Annotated in this window: 13 protein-coding genes; 2 read left to right on the forward strand and 11 right to left on the reverse strand. The window is 46.2% G+C overall.

The window, feature by feature from the left end; genetic code table 11:
- Nucleotides 1-9: 9 nt before the first annotated feature.
- Together PRUTH_RS10665 and PRUTH_RS10670 are read left to right on the forward strand one after the other, a co-directional pair.
- The gene (locus PRUTH_RS10665) at nt 10-1641 is read left to right on the forward strand and encodes a methyl-accepting chemotaxis protein (protein ID WP_151173244.1); all 1632 of its coding nucleotides are present in this window, start codon (nt 10-12) and stop codon (nt 1639-1641) included.
- A 95-nt stretch (nt 1642-1736) separates the two neighbouring features.
- Nucleotides 1737-3095 (forward strand): MBL fold metallo-hydrolase RNA specificity domain-containing protein, encoded by a 1359-nt coding sequence (locus PRUTH_RS10670; RefSeq protein ID WP_151173743.1) that lies wholly within the window; start codon nt 1737-1739, stop codon nt 3093-3095.
- Between the two features lie 543 nt (nt 3096-3638).
- On the opposite strand, the gene galE is transcribed toward PRUTH_RS10670, so the two are convergent.
- The 11 genes from galE to PRUTH_RS10725 form a co-directional block, all read right to left on the reverse strand.
- A complete protein-coding gene (galE, locus tag PRUTH_RS10675; protein ID WP_151173245.1) occupies nt 3639-4655 on the reverse strand; it encodes a UDP-glucose 4-epimerase GalE in 1017 nt (338 codons plus the stop codon).
- 15 nt (nt 4656-4670) lie between these two features.
- Nucleotides 4671-5546, reverse strand: a complete 876-nt coding sequence (galU, locus tag PRUTH_RS10680) for a UTP--glucose-1-phosphate uridylyltransferase GalU (protein WP_045980361.1) — start codon at nt 5544-5546, stop codon at nt 4671-4673.
- A gap of 84 nt (nt 5547-5630) precedes the next feature.
- The gene (locus PRUTH_RS10685; RefSeq protein WP_257220920.1) at nt 5631-6800 is read right to left on the reverse strand and encodes a nucleotide sugar dehydrogenase; all 1170 of its coding nucleotides are present in this window, start codon (nt 6798-6800) and stop codon (nt 5631-5633) included.
- 15 nt (nt 6801-6815) lie between these two features.
- Nucleotides 6816-7517, reverse strand: a complete 702-nt coding sequence (locus PRUTH_RS10690) for a SapC family protein (protein ID WP_045980363.1) — start codon at nt 7515-7517, stop codon at nt 6816-6818.
- Nucleotides 7518-7526: 9 nt separating this feature from the next.
- Complete coding sequence (locus PRUTH_RS10695; protein ID WP_045980364.1) at nt 7527-9245, reverse strand: tetratricopeptide repeat-containing sulfotransferase family protein; 1719 nt, start codon at nt 9243-9245, stop codon at nt 7527-7529.
- The gene (locus PRUTH_RS10700; protein ID WP_257220921.1) at nt 9235-11151 is read right to left on the reverse strand and encodes a polysaccharide biosynthesis protein; all 1917 of its coding nucleotides are present in this window, start codon (nt 11149-11151) and stop codon (nt 9235-9237) included. The genes PRUTH_RS10695 and PRUTH_RS10700 overlap by 11 nt, the downstream gene beginning before the upstream one ends.
- A gap of 133 nt (nt 11152-11284) precedes the next feature.
- Nucleotides 11285-13492 carry a hypothetical protein gene (locus PRUTH_RS10705; RefSeq protein ID WP_045980365.1) on the reverse strand — a complete coding sequence of 736 codons (2208 nt, stop codon included), beginning with the start codon at nt 13490-13492 and terminating at the stop codon, nt 11285-11287.
- Nucleotides 13493-13756: 264 nt separating this feature from the next.
- Nucleotides 13757-15781: a secretin GspD/PilQ domain-containing protein gene (locus tag PRUTH_RS10710; protein ID WP_170268935.1), complete on the reverse strand. Its 2025-nt coding sequence runs from the start codon at nt 15779-15781 to the stop codon at nt 13757-13759.
- Nucleotides 15774-16247 carry a hypothetical protein gene (locus PRUTH_RS10715; RefSeq protein WP_045980367.1) on the reverse strand — a complete coding sequence of 158 codons (474 nt, stop codon included), beginning with the start codon at nt 16245-16247 and terminating at the stop codon, nt 15774-15776. The genes PRUTH_RS10710 and PRUTH_RS10715 overlap by 8 nt, the downstream gene beginning before the upstream one ends.
- Complete coding sequence (locus PRUTH_RS10720; protein WP_138508562.1) at nt 16244-16816, reverse strand: GspMb/PilO family protein; 573 nt, start codon at nt 16814-16816, stop codon at nt 16244-16246. Before PRUTH_RS10720 ends, PRUTH_RS10715 begins: the two co-directional genes overlap by 4 nt.
- A 1-nt stretch (nt 16817) precedes the next feature.
- A complete protein-coding gene (locus PRUTH_RS10725; protein WP_151173248.1) occupies nt 16818-17885 on the reverse strand; it encodes a hypothetical protein in 1068 nt (355 codons plus the stop codon).

Here is a 17885-nt window from a genome sequence, read left to right on the forward strand (position 1 = left end):
GAGCTTGCTGTGTTCGCAACGTTCTCTTTACGAAGCAAAATTATTGCTTTTGCTGTCACCCTATTTATTGCCCTTATTGCCGTCGCTTTGCTAGGTTTGCAAGCCTTGCGTCATGCTAGTGAAAACGACAATATTGCCCGTATTAATCAACTGATGAAAAGCACCGTCAATGTGGTTGAGGAGCTCGAAAACTTAGCGGCTCAGGGTGAGCTTAGTGACGCTCAAGCACAAGCTTACGCCAGCACCATATTACAAAATAATACTTACCATGACTCTGAGTATGTGTATGTAGTCAGCAGCGATCTCAACTTTGTTGCCGCACCGCATGATCCGCAATTGCACGGTACCAGCTTTAATGACTTCAAAGATGCCCAAGGCAACAGCATTGGTGCCATGGTGGAGCGCTTAGTTGGTAGCAAAACGGGTAAGATCATCACCTACCACTGGACTTCTGAGCGCGATGGTGAAGTCGTTGATTTAACCTCAGTTGTACAAAAAACGCCTCGTTGGGGTTGGTATATTGGTACCGGCATCAGCTACAAAGAAGTCGATCAGCGTTACTGGAGCACCGCCAGCTGGTTACTCGGTTTATCGCTTATCATCGCGGTATTACTCACCCTCGCCTTGGCTAAGTTTGGTTTAGCACTGACCAATGCCTTAGGCGCTGAATTAAGCTCAGTAAAAGATATCGTAACGCAAGTATCACGCGGGCGTTTGAACAATACTATCGCCTATCAAGAGCACAACAAAGATAGCATTATCGGCAGCATGGCCTACATGCAACAAGGATTGCAGGGAGTGGTAACAGGCATAAAAGAAGTCGCAGACACCTTACAGCAGCAAAGCATGGACTCAGACAAACGCTCGGTTGAGCTGGAGCGCTTAACGCAATCGTTACAGCAAGACACTGCCATTGTGGCCTCAGCGATTACCCAGCTTACAGCCTCAGCGCAAAGTGTGGTCGACCTGGCCGAGCAATCAGCTTATGCCGTTGGCGAAGCAGAGCAGCAAGGCCAAGCCGCTAACGCGTTGACAGAGGAGGCTGTTGACACCATTTCCCTTTTAGAGCAACAAATTGACAGCGCTGGTAATAATATTCAGCTACTCGATGACGAAGTCAATAATATCGCCAACGTGCTCGGGGTTATTCAAGGTATTGCCGAACAAACAAACCTACTGGCGCTAAATGCGGCCATTGAAGCTGCTCGCGCGGGCGAGCAAGGCCGAGGTTTTGCAGTGGTCGCGGATGAAGTTAGGCAACTCGCGCAGCGCACCCAAAGTAGCACCGAAGAAATCCACAGTATGATTACTAATCTACAAAGTGCCACCAGCGAGGCTAAACAGTCGGTACAAATGAGCATTGAGACCAGCGAACAAACCGTGAGTAAATCGCAACGAGTGCGCACCGAGTTAGTGCATATCGCACAGTCGTTGAGTACCCTAGCCGGTATGAGCCAAGAAATAGCCAGTGCCGCGAGAGAGCAGCTCGGGGCAGGTGAAGATACTGCAAATCGCGTGGTGGTGATCTCTGATACCGCCACGAACACAGCGCAGGTATCAAAACAGGCGCATGTGGCCAGCGAAAGCATGCGTGCACTCACTGAGCAACTAGAGCAACAAACGCAAAAATTTGAAACCTAAAACCTTGACCTTGAAGGGCTGATGTTCTCGGCACTTAAGTGCTACAGTGAAGGCATAAGCAGCGAATAAAAGCGATATGATCAGCAATGGATGAGGTGCAAATACGCCATCATGGCGCGGTAAACGGTGTTACTGGCTCTTGCCATGAACTTCAGGTGAGTAAGGCACAGTCGGTGCTTGTAGATTGTGGGTTGTTTCAGGGTGCCGAGGCCAAGCCAAGTTTGGCCATCGACTTTGATATAAGTGCCGTGACTGCGGTTATCATCACGCACTGTCATATTGATCATGTCGGCCGCCTCCCTTATTTACTTGCAGCGGGATTCACAGGCCCTATTTATGCTTCACAGGCGACATCGGCATTACTGCCTTTGGTCATTGAAGATGCGCTCAAACTTGGTGTCACTCAAGAGCAAGAATTAGTGGCCACCTGTATTCGTTTGCTTAAACGCCAATTGGTAAGCGTTGATTTTAAGCACTGGTATGATTTACCCAACACCGATTGTCGCTTTCGACTGCAACGCGCGGGCCATATTCTTGGTTCAGCCTATGTGGAAATTGATTTGCCGCATAACGAGACCCGCCACCGCGTGGTGTTCTCGGGCGATCTTGGAGCCCCTTACACTCCGTTACTACCAGCGCCGAAAGCGCCCTACAAGGCCGATACTTTGGTTATTGAGTCCACCTATGGCGATAGCCTCCATCATGGCCGTAAACAACGTACACAGCAACTTAAAGCCGTGATTGAACGCGCGGTGTCAGATAACGGCGTGGTGCTTATTCCAGCCTTTAGCATTGGCCGCACACAGGAATTACTATACGAGCTTGAACAGATTATACACAGCGCTAAAAAGCACTCTTTCTGGCAAGATATCGAAGTGATTATTGACTCTCCCATGGCAGCCAATTTCACCCGAGAGTATCGGCGCTTTAAGTCATTATGGGATAAAGAAGCCAAAGCAAGAGTTGCTAAAGGTCGCCACCCTCTCGATTTCAATAACATAGTGACAATAGATACTCACCAACAGCATGTGCAGCTACTACAATATCTTAAGCAAAGACAAAAGCCCGCAATTGTCATTGCTGCTAGCGGCATGTGCAGTGGCGGGCGTATAGTTAACTACCTCGTTGAGTTTTTACCAGAGCCCACGACCGATGTCATTTTTGTTGGCTACCAAGGTGCAGGCACGCCAGGGCGAGCTATTCAAAAATATGGCCCACGAGGAGGCTATGTTGAACTAAATGAGCAACGCATTGATATCAATGCACATATCCACACCATCAGTGGTTACAGTGCACACGCCGATCAGGCTGGGCTGATACGCTTTGTTACCGGCATGCGTAAAAAACCTCAGCATATTAAAATTGTTCATGGCGATAATGAGGCCAAACAAGCGCTGGCAGAACAGCTCAGAAGTAAGCTTGCGCAGCAAACCAAGGTAGAAATAGCCACCTAATACCTATGCAAGGCTGAAGCCTTGCCTACAACAATCGAACTATACATCTGTTGTAGGTCGGGCTTTAGCCTGACTGTCTGGATACACCTGATTCCTGTGCAAGGCTGAAGCCTTGCCTACAACAACCAAACCACAAACCAGTTGTAGGTCGGACTTTAGCCTGACTATCTAGCTACACCTAATACCTGCGCAAGGCTGAAGCCTTGCCTACAACAACCAAGCTACACACCGGTTGTGGGTCAGGCTTTAGCCTGACTGTCTAGATAAACCTAATACCCGTGCAAGGCTGAAGCCTTGCCTACAACAATCACACTATACACCGGTTGCTGATCAGGCTTTAGCCTGACTGTCTAGATAAACTTAATACCTGTGCAAGGCTGAAGCCTTGCCTACAAAAAACCACACACCCGTTGTAGGTCGGGCTTTAGCCTGACTGTCTAGCTACACCTAATACCTGTGCAAGGCTAAAGCCTTGCCTACAACAACCAAATCACACACCGGTTTGGGTGTCGATAAAAAAAGGAGCTAAACGCTCCTTCTCTATTAATCTTGATATCCATCCGGGTTTTTGCTTTGCCAACGCCACGTATCTTGCATCATCTGCTCAATACCTCGCTGTGCATGCCAGCCAAGCTCATCAGCGGCTTTTTGAGCGCTGGCGTAACAGGCAGCAATATCCCCATCGCGCCGTGGTGCAATTTCGTATGGCACGGCTTTATCGGCGGCTTGCTCAAACGCTTTCACCATTTCCAAAACCGAGTAGCCATTACCTGTGCCCAAGTTATAGATGTGCACACCGCTATGCAGGCTCAGCCAATCCAACGCTTTTAGGTGACCAATAGCAAGATCAACGACATGGATATAATCACGCACTCCGGTGCCATCTTTGGTGTTGTAGTCATCACCAAAAACTGCCAGTTGCTTGAGCTTACCTACCGCCACTTGAGAAATATAAGGCAATAAATTATTTGGGATACCATTGGGGTCTTCGCCTATTTGCCCACTATGGTGCGCACCCACCGGATTAAAATAACGTAAAATAGCGAACCGCCAACGCTCATCCGATTGCGCTACATCCTGCATGATTTGTTCAACCATTAACTTTGACGTGCCGTATGGGTTGGTCGTCCCCCCCACGGGTGCCGATTCCTTAATGGGCAGAGTCTCAGGGTCACCATAAACGGTCGCCGATGAGCTGAACACTAAAGAAAACACACCGGCATCGCGCATGGCCGAAATTAACGTCAATGAACCTTGTACGTTATTTTGGTAATACAGAGTAGGCTTAGCAACAGATTCACCCACGGCTTTCAAGCCCGCGAAGTGCACAACGCTATCAATATCATGGTTCTTAAATACGCTATCAAGTGCGCCTTTATCACACACATCACCTTTCACAAAGGTGACAGGCTTGTCGGCGAGCACTTCAACGCGACGTAGCGACTCTCTGGAGGCGTTACTCAGGTTATCAAAAACCACCACCTCACTTCCTTGATTTAGCAGTTCCAACACGGTGTGAGAACCAATGTAGCCGGCACCACCTGTCACTAAAATTGCCATTTTAACTCCTTCGCTTTAAATACTCTTGAGGTGTTCCGAGAAGTCCGCACCTAACTCAGGGTGTTGCTGGGCATAGCGTACAAACGCCTTCAAATATCCCAACTTGTCGCCGCAGTCATGAGAAATGCCACTCATGCGAAATGCCTCGACCGCCTCTTGAGCTATCAGCATATCAATGGCATCGGTCAATTGTATTTCACCACCGGCACCAATAGGTGTCTTTCTTAGCAGTGGCCAAATATTGTGAGACAGTACATAGCGACCTACAACCGCGAGATTAGACGGTGCGTCTTCGACTTTAGGCTTTTCTACCATAGACTTGATGACTGCACTCTGACCAGGTTCAATTTGCTCGCCATTAATATCAGCAATACCGTACTTACTAACGTCTTGTTGCGCTACGGCCTCAAGCATAATTTGACTGGTTTGCGTATCCTTAAAACGGGCAATCATTGCCGCTAAGTTTTCACTGGTTTGGTCGGCACTGTACTCGTCTAAGATGACATCCGGAAGAATAACCGCAAAAGGCGCATCACCCACCACTGGCTCAGCACACATAATGGCATGCCCTAAGCCTTTGGCCTCGCCCTGGCGTACACCAATAATGGTAACGTCGTCGGGGCAAATAGAGCGTACTTCTTCAAGCAATTGGCGTTTAACCCGTTTCTCCAAAGTCACTTCCAGTTCAAAGCTAGTATCAAAGTGATTTTCCACTGAGTTTTTCGATGAGTGTGTCACTAAAATAATTTCTTTGATCCCCGCTCGCACACACTCATTGACAACGTATTGAATAAGCGGCTTATCAACAAGAGGAAGCATTTCTTTAGGGATAGCTTTGGTCGCGGGAAGCATGCGGGTGCCCAAGCCCGCAACGGGGATAACGGCTTTCATAAAAGTCCTTGAAATAAAAATGGCTAGCAATTGCTAACCATTCTAATATCTTTTTAGGGCTAAACACCAGTGAGAAACGGCTTGCTAATCGGTGCCAAAAATATCTCGTGTATACACTTTGTCTGTGACATCGTTTAAAGATGCAAACATCCGGTTGGCAACAATCACATCAGCATGAGCTTTAAAATGCTCTTCGTCTTTAAAGACTTGAGAATTAAAGAAGCTATCTTCTTCGAGTGTTGGTTCAAAGATAATTACTTCGACCCCTTTAGCCTTAATGCGCTTCATCACTCCTTGAATCGCTGAGGCCCTAAAATTGTCGGACCCCGCTTTCATGACTAAGCGGTAAAGCCCAACTACGCTGGGTTTTTTAGCCAAAATAGACTCAGTAATAAAGTCTTTACGGGTGCGGTTCGCTTCAACTATCGCTGAAATCAGGTTATTCGGCACATCCTGATAATTAGCTAAAAGCTGCTTGGTGTCTTTCGGCAAGCAATAACCGCCATAACCAAACGACGGGTTATTATAATGATCACCTATACGCGGGTCTAAGCCAACGCCCTCGATGATCTGACGAGTATTCAAGCCATGCGTCTCTGCGTAGGTGTCCAGCTCATTAAAATAAGCAACCCGCATCGCCAAATAGGTATTTGAGAATAGCTTGATAGCCTCAGCTTCGGTGGAGTCAGTTAGCAGCACCTGAATATCCTGCTTTTTTGCCCCTTCAACAAGCAAATCAGCAAACGATTGCGCGGTTTGTGAGCGCTCACCCACAATCACCCTCGAAGGGTACAAATTGTCGTGAAGCGCTTTGCCTTCACGCAAAAACTCAGGAGAGAAAATGACATGTAAGCCGGGAAATTGCTCAGCCACACTTTGCGTGTACCCCACCGGCACGGTCGACTTAATCACCACGACCGCATTCGCAGCATAAAGCTGAACATCGGCTAATACCGACTCCACAGAGCTCGTATCAAAGTAGTTGGTTTGCGGGTCATAGTCCGTTGGTGTTGCTATCAAAACAAAGTGCGCGTCGGCATAAGCCGCTTGCTTGTCCGTAGTCGCGTGGAAGCGAATATTGGCATCACCTAGGTATGCATCAATATCGGCATCAACAATGGGAGAGACGCCCTTGTTAAGGGCCTCTACCCGGCCTTGGTCTATATCCAACGCCACTACCTCATTGTGTTTGGCCAACAACATGGCGTTAGACAAACCCACATACCCTGTGCCAACGACAGTAATCTTAGTCAAAACGACAACCTTTCCTTACGCCGACTGGTTTTCTAATAAACTAGGCAGGTGCTCTAGTGACATGATCATTGCGTAGCAGTGATACAGCACACCCAGTTTTTTAAGTTCGATATACTTACGCTGTGATAGACCTTCGAGCTTTTTCTGGTTAAGTACGAAGAAGCTTTGCAGTTCTTTTTTCTCACCTTGCGACTCAACCACCAACTGACGAGGCTCAATTAACTCATATTCCACTAATAGCTTAGTAAATTCACGAGTTTGATGTTGCTGCTGGGTGAAGTGTACCAAATGCTGTTTACGGCCTTTAAGCGCCTCGGTCTCAGAGCCATCATCATTAAACATGGCGACGGTAGACTCATCTTCGGCATTGGCGATCAGCTCGCTTTGCATATCAACCGCAACAATATAATCATTGCCCTTAGTTTGGCTGAGTATCAACGGTTGATTAAACAGCGCTAATGGAGTGCGCTTTGCCAGCCATTTGCCCTGCTCAACGAAGTTGTTGCGCTGTGGCTCAAGCGAAAACAATGCAAAAGGGGCCAACTCACCATTACTTTGGCGTAAAAATACTAAAGGAAACTCAGCTGCTAGCTTTGGCATCTCCGATAATACAACCGGCACAGCCTGCTGTTTCTCTAGTGAATTCAGTGGTAAGTCTTTTTTAATTCGTAAATTTTTATGCGTTTGGGCATTTAATCCCTGAAATTGACGAGCCATTGACTGCTCCTACTTGTCGTCAAATGATAAAGAATAACCGTAGTGAGCGGCTATTGATTCTAATTGTGGCGCGTATGGCAACAATTTATCTGCATAATTATGCCATGTATTGATAGACCCTTTATAGAGCTTTTGCGTTACTTGGCCTTTTGATGCTGAGGTCACATGCTTTTTCTCGCGTGCAAACTTATCAAACTCTTTGTAACTGTCATCAGCCTCAATACCAATAAAGTCGAACACCTGCTGCATTTGATTGTCGAAATCTTGCACAATGTCTTCATACTTTATTTCTAAAAAGTTCTCCCCTACTCGCTCCTTGAAGTAAAGCCACATTTCAAATGTTGTTTTATATAACTCTGTAGCACTATCAAGCGTCAATAAAAGGTCATTGAACGCATGGGAGCTGAAGTTTTGCTTGAAGCAACTCAACAGTACATCGAACGGATGACGAATAGGCGTTATCACCCGAGCGTTGGGGAATAGCGTTAAAATCAGAGGCAGCGCAATGGTATGGTATGGGCTTTTATCGACTATTTGTCCAAGCTTCACATCATCGTTATTGAAGTAACGTTTTGCATAACTTAGATACACGCCTCTTAAGAAGTCTATTTTTTCATCATCTAGCTTAGCTAAATCCTGAGGGTAGGTATAACCGTATTGGCTATACATTGCCGCGATAACCGGCGCCATAGTATCGGCTTCACTAAAAATATAAAGCTGCTTTTGCGTATCTAAAGCTGTTTCTAATAACGTTGTTCCAGAGCGTGGAAAGCCCCCCATGAAAACTGGGCTCTCGGTATTATCTTTTTCACCGCTTTCGCGTCTATCTAATACTTTCGTCAGTAGCTTTTTAACTGCTTGACGATTTAGTGGCGTTAGTGTTCGTTCTTTTAAATGAAGCTGAGCGGCACGTTGCACTAACTGGAATGACTCTTCATAGTTTCCAAGCTTGTCATAGACTCGAGCTAAATCATAATTGATTGCCTTATGATCGCCACTACGGATAGCCTCATACTTTGTCACACACTTTTGATACTCGCCATTATGAGCCAATAGCAATACCTCAGCTACTTCATTGAGGATATTAGGTTCGTGTTTACTTTTCTCTAGCAGCTTTCTCGCTTGCTCGTAATAACCTGCATCTATCAGCATTAAGGCGGCATGTAGAGCCTGCTCAATAGACCCTTCTAACAGATATCTTTGCGTTAGTTGCTCCACTAGCGCATGCGCGTCTTGTTTGTGGCCTTGCTTTGAATAGGCTTCAATCAATAAGTTACACGTATGTAGGTAAAAATCTGATTTACTTAGCAGTGGTAATAGCACATCTACTGATCTTTGAAAGTCACCCAGCTTGTTAAAAAGCTCAGCGGCAGCGATACGAGATGCGTCGGCATATGAGTCATTACCGGCCTGAGTGGCTTGAACAAAATACTCTGATGCCAAGGCCGAGTCACCCAGCTTGAAACTGGTTCTGCCTTTCAAATTAAGCTCAATGGGCGTTAAATTGGTATATTTAGCAGTTAAATTCTCCAATAGAGCCCACGCTTTACTAAAGTCGAGTAGTTGGAAGCGGCACTCCGCTAATAAATATAACCCTTGGCGCGAGAGGCCAGCATTGCTTCTTTGAATTTTTTGCAGTGCCGAGATGGCAGCCTTGTAGTTACTGCTATTGAAGGCACTTTGTGCCGTTTGCCATAATTTATCTAGTTTTTGTTGTTTAATTGACATAGTTTGATTCGTATTTCTTTGATGATGTCCACAGCAAGTCGACCAAGTTACTTTGTGGTTGGTACTCCAACGGCGCCGCTAACAATATGGCTCTTACTTGCTCACAATCAAATTGATTGCATGCTAAACGCAGCTGCTCTAAAGTCACACGCAATTGTGAATAAGGCAAGAACTGCTCCTGAGCGGTCATAATACGCTCATGAGTCGTGCCTTGTACATTATCCCCAATCAAAAGCTCTTCATACAGTTTCTCGCCCGGGCGCAACCCAGTGCATTGAATCTCAATATCACCATAAGGGTTGGCGTCATCACGCACTTCTAATCCAGACAGGTGCACCATCTTGGTTGCTAAATCTTTGATTTTGACTGGCTCACCCATGTCTAATACAAACACATCACCGCCTTGTCCCATCGCGCCCGCTTGTATCACTAACTGCGCCGCTTCTGGGATGGTCATAAAATAGCGGGTAATATCATAGTGGGTTAGGGTTATAGGCCCGCCACTGGCGATTTGCTTGCGAAATAAAGGCACTACAGAGCCGGAAGAGCCCAGCACATTGCCAAAGCGCACCATACAGAAGCGCGTTCCCTTTTGGTGCTTGGCAAGGGCTTGCAGGATCATCTCTGACATGCGTTTACTGGCGCCCATGGTATTAGTGGGGCGAACCGCTTTGTCGGTCGAAATTAACACAAAGGTTTCTACTTTGTGTGTTATAGCGGCTTGCGCGGTATTGAGGGTTCCGAATACGTTATTCTCCACCCCTTCTATGGTGTTGTATTCAACCAAAGGCACATGCTTATACGCTGCTGCATGGTACAGGGTTTGTACATTGAAGTGATGCAACACTGAGCCGATGCGCTCGGCATTTTGCACTGAGCCGAGAACAGGGGTAATAGTACAATTAAGGTTTTGCGCTTTCTTAATACCGTTTAACTCTTTATCTATGCTGTAAAGGTTAAACTCTGAGGCTTCGAATAAAATTAGCTGTGTGGGTTGCTGAGCAATAATTTGACGGCACAGCTCAGCGCCAATAGAGCCGCCAGCGCCGGTAACCAGCACCACCTTGTCACGAATATTGGCCTGCATCAGCTCAGGGACTGGATCAACGGCGTCGCGACCCAGTAAATCGGCGACATCAACCTCGTTAAGCTCATCAATGCGGTGCTTACCGGCAACAATATCGGCAATACAGGGAATGGTCAGCACTTTAATACTGAGTGGCTCAAGCCCTGAGAGAATTTGTTTACGTTTAGCGCGAGTAGCGCTGGGAACCGCTAACAGTAATTTGGTTGCACCCTTACTTTTTATTAGCTCTGGGAGCTGATCACGGCGATAAACGTTAATGCCCATGATCATCTGCCCCTGTAGGCTGGCATCATCATCAATAAAAGCGGCGGCATGGTACTCACCACTATTTATCAGTCCGGTGGCCACTTGGCGTCCGGCAGACCCAGCGCCATAAATAATGACCGGCTCAACCCCTTGTAATTGTTTGGCAGAAATTAGCGCGCGAATAAAAACACGGCTTCCACCAACGCCTAACAACAAATAACAGGCATAAATTAACACCGATGGCCAGGTAATGGTTGAAGGTAGAATATGGGAGAACACATATAAACTCAGGGTGCTGGCTAGGCTTGCGCTGAGCACCACGCCCACAGCACGGCTACTGATATAGCGCAGTACTGCACGGTATAAACCAATGCGAATAAAAATAGCTAAGCTGGTCAGTGATACCGCAGCAAGCACAACCCAGTTCGCCGGTGTCGCCAACGCCGTGGTAATCGGCGATATCAGGGCAACAGCCCCCCAAAATGCGGCAACGATAAAACTTAAATCAACAGCAAGTGTAAATAAACGTTTGTGGGATTGGTGAGCACCCAGTAATGGTTCAAGAAAAGACATAACGGTTATTTGATTGGCCTCGAAATCCATTTATGCGGCGGCAAGTTTAGCGCCTGCGTCATGAATTTGCAATGAAGGCAATAAAAAAGGCACCCGTAGGTGCCTTTTTTTAAGTTAGTAAACTAACTTGGAATTACTGCCATTGACGACCGTCAATAGTGTAAGTACCACAAGTAGTTACTACGTCATTTACGTTAGCTACGCCACCGTCAGTCTCAGTGCTGAACTTACGGCACTCAGTTTCTTGAGTTTGGTTGATGAAGTAAAGAACTGGTGAATCGGCACGGCCGTTCGGGTTCTTGTTCTGTGCAGCAACGTGTACTTTGTTCTGCGCAGCTTCAACAAGTAGCTCGATTTCGATGTGGTAGTTAGTCGCAGCATCTAGGCCTAGGCTCTCGATGATGTGCTTACCGTCGAACGTTAGGTGACCTTCAGCAGGAACGTGACCTAGTGATTCGATATCGAACGTGTAACCGCCTTCTAGACGACCAGTTGCTGCATCAACAGCAGTTTGGTAATCACCAGACTCAAGTACTGCAGACGCTTTGTTACCTAGCTCACCAAGGATAACTTTAGCAGAAACGTTTGCTTCGTTTGCGCTTTCGTTAACAATCTTAACTACTGAAGACCAGTCGTCAGCATTGATGTTGTATAGGTAAGGGATTTTCGCCTGTAGACCATTGATAGTCCACGTGTGCGTTTTGCCGTCAGCGTTGTCGCCTACTGGAACGTTGTAAGTACCAGAAGTTACTTCGCTACCGTCAGCGCCGTCATCAGTTACTGTTAGCTCAGCCATCCAGTCAACTGCGTCTTCAACGTTAGGGTAAAGGATAGTTTCACCGTCAACGTTGATTACTAGGTTTGCACCGCTAAGTAGTGGATCAGCTGCGTTCAAGAACTCAACGTCGCCAGTAGTCCAAGAACCGTCACCGTTGTCAGTTAGCGCAACACCGTTGAAAGTGATTGACTCAACTGCTTCAGAGTTCTCGCCGTCTTTACGCTTAAGCGTTAGGTTCCAGCTGTCGCCTGCGTTTAGAGTGATACCGTAGTCAGCACCGTTCTCTAGGTCGAAACCAGCGATTGACGCTTCAAGGTCAGTATCAACTGCTTCGTCAACAAACTGTAGACGTGAACCAGCTTCTGCTTCTACGTCGATTTGTGAAGTTGCGTGGTCAACGTCAACCATTAGGCCTGAAGTGATAGTCACAGCAGTAGTAGCGTCAGCTAGTGCAGCAGTGATATCAACACCTGCGGTGTTTTTCGCTTCTGGGATAGAGATATCAATCTTATCGCCAATCTTAGAACCTTCAGTTACTACGAAGTCAACTGGAGCGTAATCTGCAGTGGTTGGCTTAGCTAGGTATAACTGAGTACGACGTGGAAGGGCTTCACCTTCTTCAAGTACGCCAACGTCGTTGCTGTACGCGCCAACTGGAGCACCGTTAGTGTCAACGATTGGAGTTGCAGGAGCTGACACGTAGCTTGCACGCCATACGTCATCTGCAGTACCCGCTGTGTTATCAGCACCGTCGTCGATTTGAATCCACTCAACGCCAGTTGCACCAGCATATACTGGCTCATAACCGTCAAGTGCTAGGTTAAGGTTAGTACCTGCTGCTACTGGTGCAGAAACAGTGTCTAACTGGATAGTTACGTAATCTACGTCGCCATCTGTGTCTTCGTCAGCATAGTCAAATGATTGACCTACTTCTACGAAGTGACCAGTTGATGCACCGGTGAAAGCTGCAGCTAGGTCAGTGTTGCTTGGAAGCGCAAGACCTGAGCCATCTGCTTTGGTGTTAAGAGTTGCAACAGCTGTACCGTAAGCGATAGTGCCTACAGTTGCTGCACCAACAGTTGCAGTTGCAGCGATAGGAGCGAAGCCTGCTGTGTCAACAACTTGCGCTAGCACTACTAGGCTGTTTGCTGTTGCTGGGCTGAAACCACCTGCTGGGCCAGAAAGTTGGAAACGTAATGTACCTTCATCCGGAAGCTGTACGTCTGATGAGTAAGCGATTGATACTGACTTACGACCAGAAGCTGGCATATCACCTTTGAAAGTGATTGCACGCTGACCTACTACAGAGTTGCCGTCGTCAAGTACGTATACTTGGTCAACAGAAACGTCATCGCTGGCGATGTATGAGTTAGGCTTGATACCGTAAGAAACGTTAGAAGCGTTAAGCGCAACTGGGTAAGTGATGCTTGCTGGAGCCGCTGTATCAGCAGGAAGACCTACTTTCGCGTCATTTACAACAATCTTTGCCGCAGCATTAGCAGCAAGAGGTGTTGCTAGCGCACCTGCAACTGCCAAAGAAAGCAGAGCTTTATTAAATTTCATTATATTCTCCTTGAATATTCGGAATATTTTGGTTAACCAAAATGCCCTTTGATCAAATTAAGGCAACTATATTTAAGCCAGTTATGACAAAGGTGTCAAACACTTTTTCGTTATCGTGATAACTTAAATACAGGCCAGTACAGTAAAACAATCGATTGTGAAATACAATCTATTAACAGTAGAAAACGTTTGTTTGCCGTTTTTTTAAGCAAAAAAATTTTTTCAACTCTCACTTTTCACACTAACACATTGAATATAAAAGACTTATTCAATTACTAAGCTTTTGAATTCTTGTGTCATTACGTCGAGTAATTCGTTAATGTGGTCATCGCTGCGAATAATACGCGGCGTCAACATAACAATCAGCTCTACCCGGTTCGAACTATCACCTTGGCTCTTAAAAAGATTGCCCACTAAGGGTAAATCACCTAATAGTGGCACTTGCGTGGAGCTGTCCGAGTTATTTTCACTGATTAGGCCCCCGAGTACGATGGTTTGGCCATCACGGGCTAATAGCTCGGTGCTGAAGCTACGGTTAAGAATGATGGGTGAGTCGACCCCAGATAATTTGTTTTCCCCGGCCTCGGACACAGACTGATTGACCTTTACACTGATCACCCCTTGGGCGTTAATGGTGGGGGTTACATTTAAGGTCACACCGGTATTACGGTATTGAACATTTTGCACTACGCGGTCTTGAGATGCATCTAAATCAGACGAGGTCTGTGTTAATAACGGGATTTCAGTGCCCACGTTAAGGTTTGCCGACGAGCCATCTTTTACCAAGATACGCGGCTTCGATAAAATATTAACCCGAGATTGGCCTTGCAAAAAGTTAAGCGTTGCCGAGTAATCCACCCCTGAAAGCGTGTAACTCAAGCCACCGCCACTGAAATCAAGTAAACTGCCTTTGCCTGGGCTGGTATCATCGATTAAGGCACCATCGGCCAATGACCAGTCAACGCCATAGCTAAAGTTCCCTTCCAAGGTCACCTCGGTGATAGCGGCTTCGATAAGTACCTGCCCCGGTAGAATGTCTATTTGCTCTATAAGCTCAACAACATCGTGATACTTTGATGGTGTGGTATAAAACATTAACACGTTTTGATTTTTATCTACCGCCATGGAGATATCGTTAGAAACATAGCCGCCTTGACCCGCTGCTTTGTTATTGTTGCGACGCGTTGTTGTCTCTTCTACCGACGCTGATTCTTCTAACCCAAATAACTGTTTTAAGCTCTCGCCTAAATCTTCGGCACGGATATTTTTAGGGAAATAAGTAAAGTAGCGACGACCATCGCTGGATGTCGGTACATCCAGTTGCTCTGTCCAAAACTCTAGGCGATCGAGTAACTTTTTCGAGGAGGTATGCACTAATATTGAGCGCATACGTGGCATAGGTGTAACCACGATACTACCGGATGTAGCTAAACCTTCGGCATCCATCACCGTTGTTAGTTGCTCTTTAAAGTCTTCGGGTGTGATATACACCAACTCTAATAAGCGGATGTACTTACCACGCGATGATGGCTTGTCAAAAGCGTTGACGATTTTTATAACCTGCTCAACTTCTTTATACGTGCCCGTAACTGATAGCGCATTTTGGGTATTGTTGTATCTGAAATTTGCATTAGTTAGGGTTTTCAAAATACGCGTAAGCGAGCCATAATCGACATATTCCAAGGGTACAAATTGTAAAATTTGACCATCAGACTTTGGTATATCAGAGAGTTGACGCCCAGCGCCTAACGCCAGCTTAGTTTGCGCATCACGTGGGCGCGGCATCACGAACAACACCTCATTGCGCGGCTCGATAATCATATCTTTATCAAGCAGTAGGTTCACCGTAATTTCATACAGCTTTTCCTTGCTCACCCCTTGAGGCAAGTTTAAGGTGATGGTGTCGCGCGACTTTTGCAATTGATCATCAATCACATAGTTCAGGCCTAAATTCTCGCCCATGACTAGGTGTAAAAAGTCAGGCAGCGCCAGCTGATTAGCTGACACATTAACGACTGTGTCTTTATTCTCTATAGGCGGAATAAATACCGACATATCATTGTTAAAGCCGCGCTCATCATAAGCAACAGACGGCAGCTCTTTGATTTGCCTTTGACGCTCACTGTCTTGATATTTAACTGTGTCTCTTTGCTCAGTACTCTGCTTTTTGGCGAGGGCTGACTTTGTTATTTTCACCGGCTCATGCTCTTGGCCTCGCTCAGTGACAGCACAAGCACTCAGCATTGCAAGGGTTAACACGCTTAGTGCAAGACTTCGAACTCTAACCATTATTTTCACCATCAAAAATTTTAATTTCTGCCTGTTGCTCACCTTGGGTGAATACAACCTTATTCAGGGTAATTGTGCTTACATCAAACCCAGCAATTTTTTGCCCTTGGTTGATTTTCTTTAAGCTCCCTACTTGCGTCAGTGGCTCTTCTAAATTTTGCACATCGATAAGTGCAATCAACTGTTGCTCTTCGAGCGAAATAGCCTTAAGGACCACTTTGTATTTACCTAGCAAGGTTTCACTAGGGCCTTGTACAACCGGAGTTTGCTCTTGCTCTTCACGTACTTTGCCAAAGATATCATATTCAAATTGATGCTCGGCAAGCGCCTGCTCGGCGGGTTGCTGCGGAGCACTGAGCTCATAACTATATTCTTTCGGAGCATGCTTTACCGTTAATACATTTGAATATAAGTCAAAGCCTATCAATGCAACCGCAAGGCCTACTAATACAAACTTGAGATTCATGACTGCTCCCGGTAATAGGCAATAATACCTATATTGATACTCAGCTTGTCGTTGCGCCCCACAGAGCGGACAAAAAAGTCAGAGACTAATAACCTAGGAGTGTTGCTTTCCAAGCGTTCTACAAATTGCATAAACCCTTTGGAGCGACCATCTACGGATAAGGACAGCTTCACTGCCTTTATGTCCCCTTTGAGTTCTATAGGTTGCCAGTTCGCGCGCTTCTGCTCGAGCTCAAGCTCGTTCAGAATAGGCTCTATCTTGCGCTGCAATTGAAGCTGCAATGACTGAATACTGGTGGTTTTAAATACATGTTTATCTACCACTTCAATCGTCGACTTAAGCTGTTCGCTTGCCTGCTGGTAATCCTTTTGTGCTTGAGAAACAGAGTTGAGCTCCCGAAGCTGCATGGATTGTGAATCTACTTGCTGCGCCAACTCCGCGCGCCACTCAAATAAAGGCTGCACAATAAACTTTGCCGAAGCTAATAGCAACACTAGGTATAAATACATAGCTTGCTTGCCAGGGACCTGCTTTTTCTCTTTCAGGTAATCAATAAATGACGGCACCATACTACAGCCCCTCTCCTGGTGTGGTGGTAAAGGAGATATTAAACGTGGCGAGCTTACCGCGCTTTACCGTTGGGGTGATATACGCCACATTATGCATATTCGGGTGTTGGTTAAAGGCTTCAAAAACGGCTACCGCATCTTCTGCTTTACCCGTTACCCGGAATAATTCTTTGGTGTAGTTCACCCGCTCGATATCGAACTCCGCTTGTTTGTAGGCATCACTTAATGCGGCGATAGCAAGGGCTACTTGCGGCGGCGTTTGAAATGGCGCCCGGATGGAGTTGTAGGTATCAAGCTGGTTTTGGTATTCACTTTGCGCTGTTATCAGCTGTTGCTGTTGCTCCTTTTGCGCTTGCATATGGGTCTCTATATCGTATTGCTGATAGATAAGAAACCCCGCACTGGCAGCGCCGTATAGGCACACCCCAAGTAATGTCAAAGTGAGCGCTTGTTCATATTTTTCGATAAAGTTTTTATTTTGCTTTACCAGTTGGCACTGACCCAGCAATAACACATGCTTAGGTTGAGCAAACTCGACCAGCATTTGCAGCCACTGCTGGACACTATTGATGACTTGGTACTGTTGCTGGCTAACCAATTCACCTAGCTCAAGTGGGTTATCTGTCTGGGTCATGCCTAGTTGCGCACTACTTAAACGATAACCATTAAATGCTAATTCATAGGCACCCTGATGTTGGTGCTGTAAAAGTAATTCTTCAGGGATAATAAAGCAGCTGCTTTGCAACTTTTGCTGCAACGTGGCAACAGCTGACTCGGTCAGGTAGAAAAAGTTAACAAGTGAGCTTGTTTCCTTTTTTTGTTGCTTGTCGGCAACAACTAGCGGTGAAGGAAATGGCTTTTGATGCTCTTTATACAGCTTAATAGCTTTACCTAGCTCTTTACCCGTTCCAGGTAGTTGACGCTGATCTGCTAAATAGCATTGGCTTGTCACAAACACCACGGCGTAGGCCGGAATATGAGTGGCTTCACTTCCTTTGCTATCATAAACACTTTGTCCATCAAAGTAATAGCAACGCGCTAATAACTTTGCTCGCCAATCAAATTGCAT

The sequence above is a fragment of the Pseudoalteromonas ruthenica genome (genome assembly GCF_008808095.1).
GTDB classification, from domain to species: domain Bacteria; phylum Pseudomonadota; class Gammaproteobacteria; order Enterobacterales; family Alteromonadaceae; genus Pseudoalteromonas; species Pseudoalteromonas ruthenica.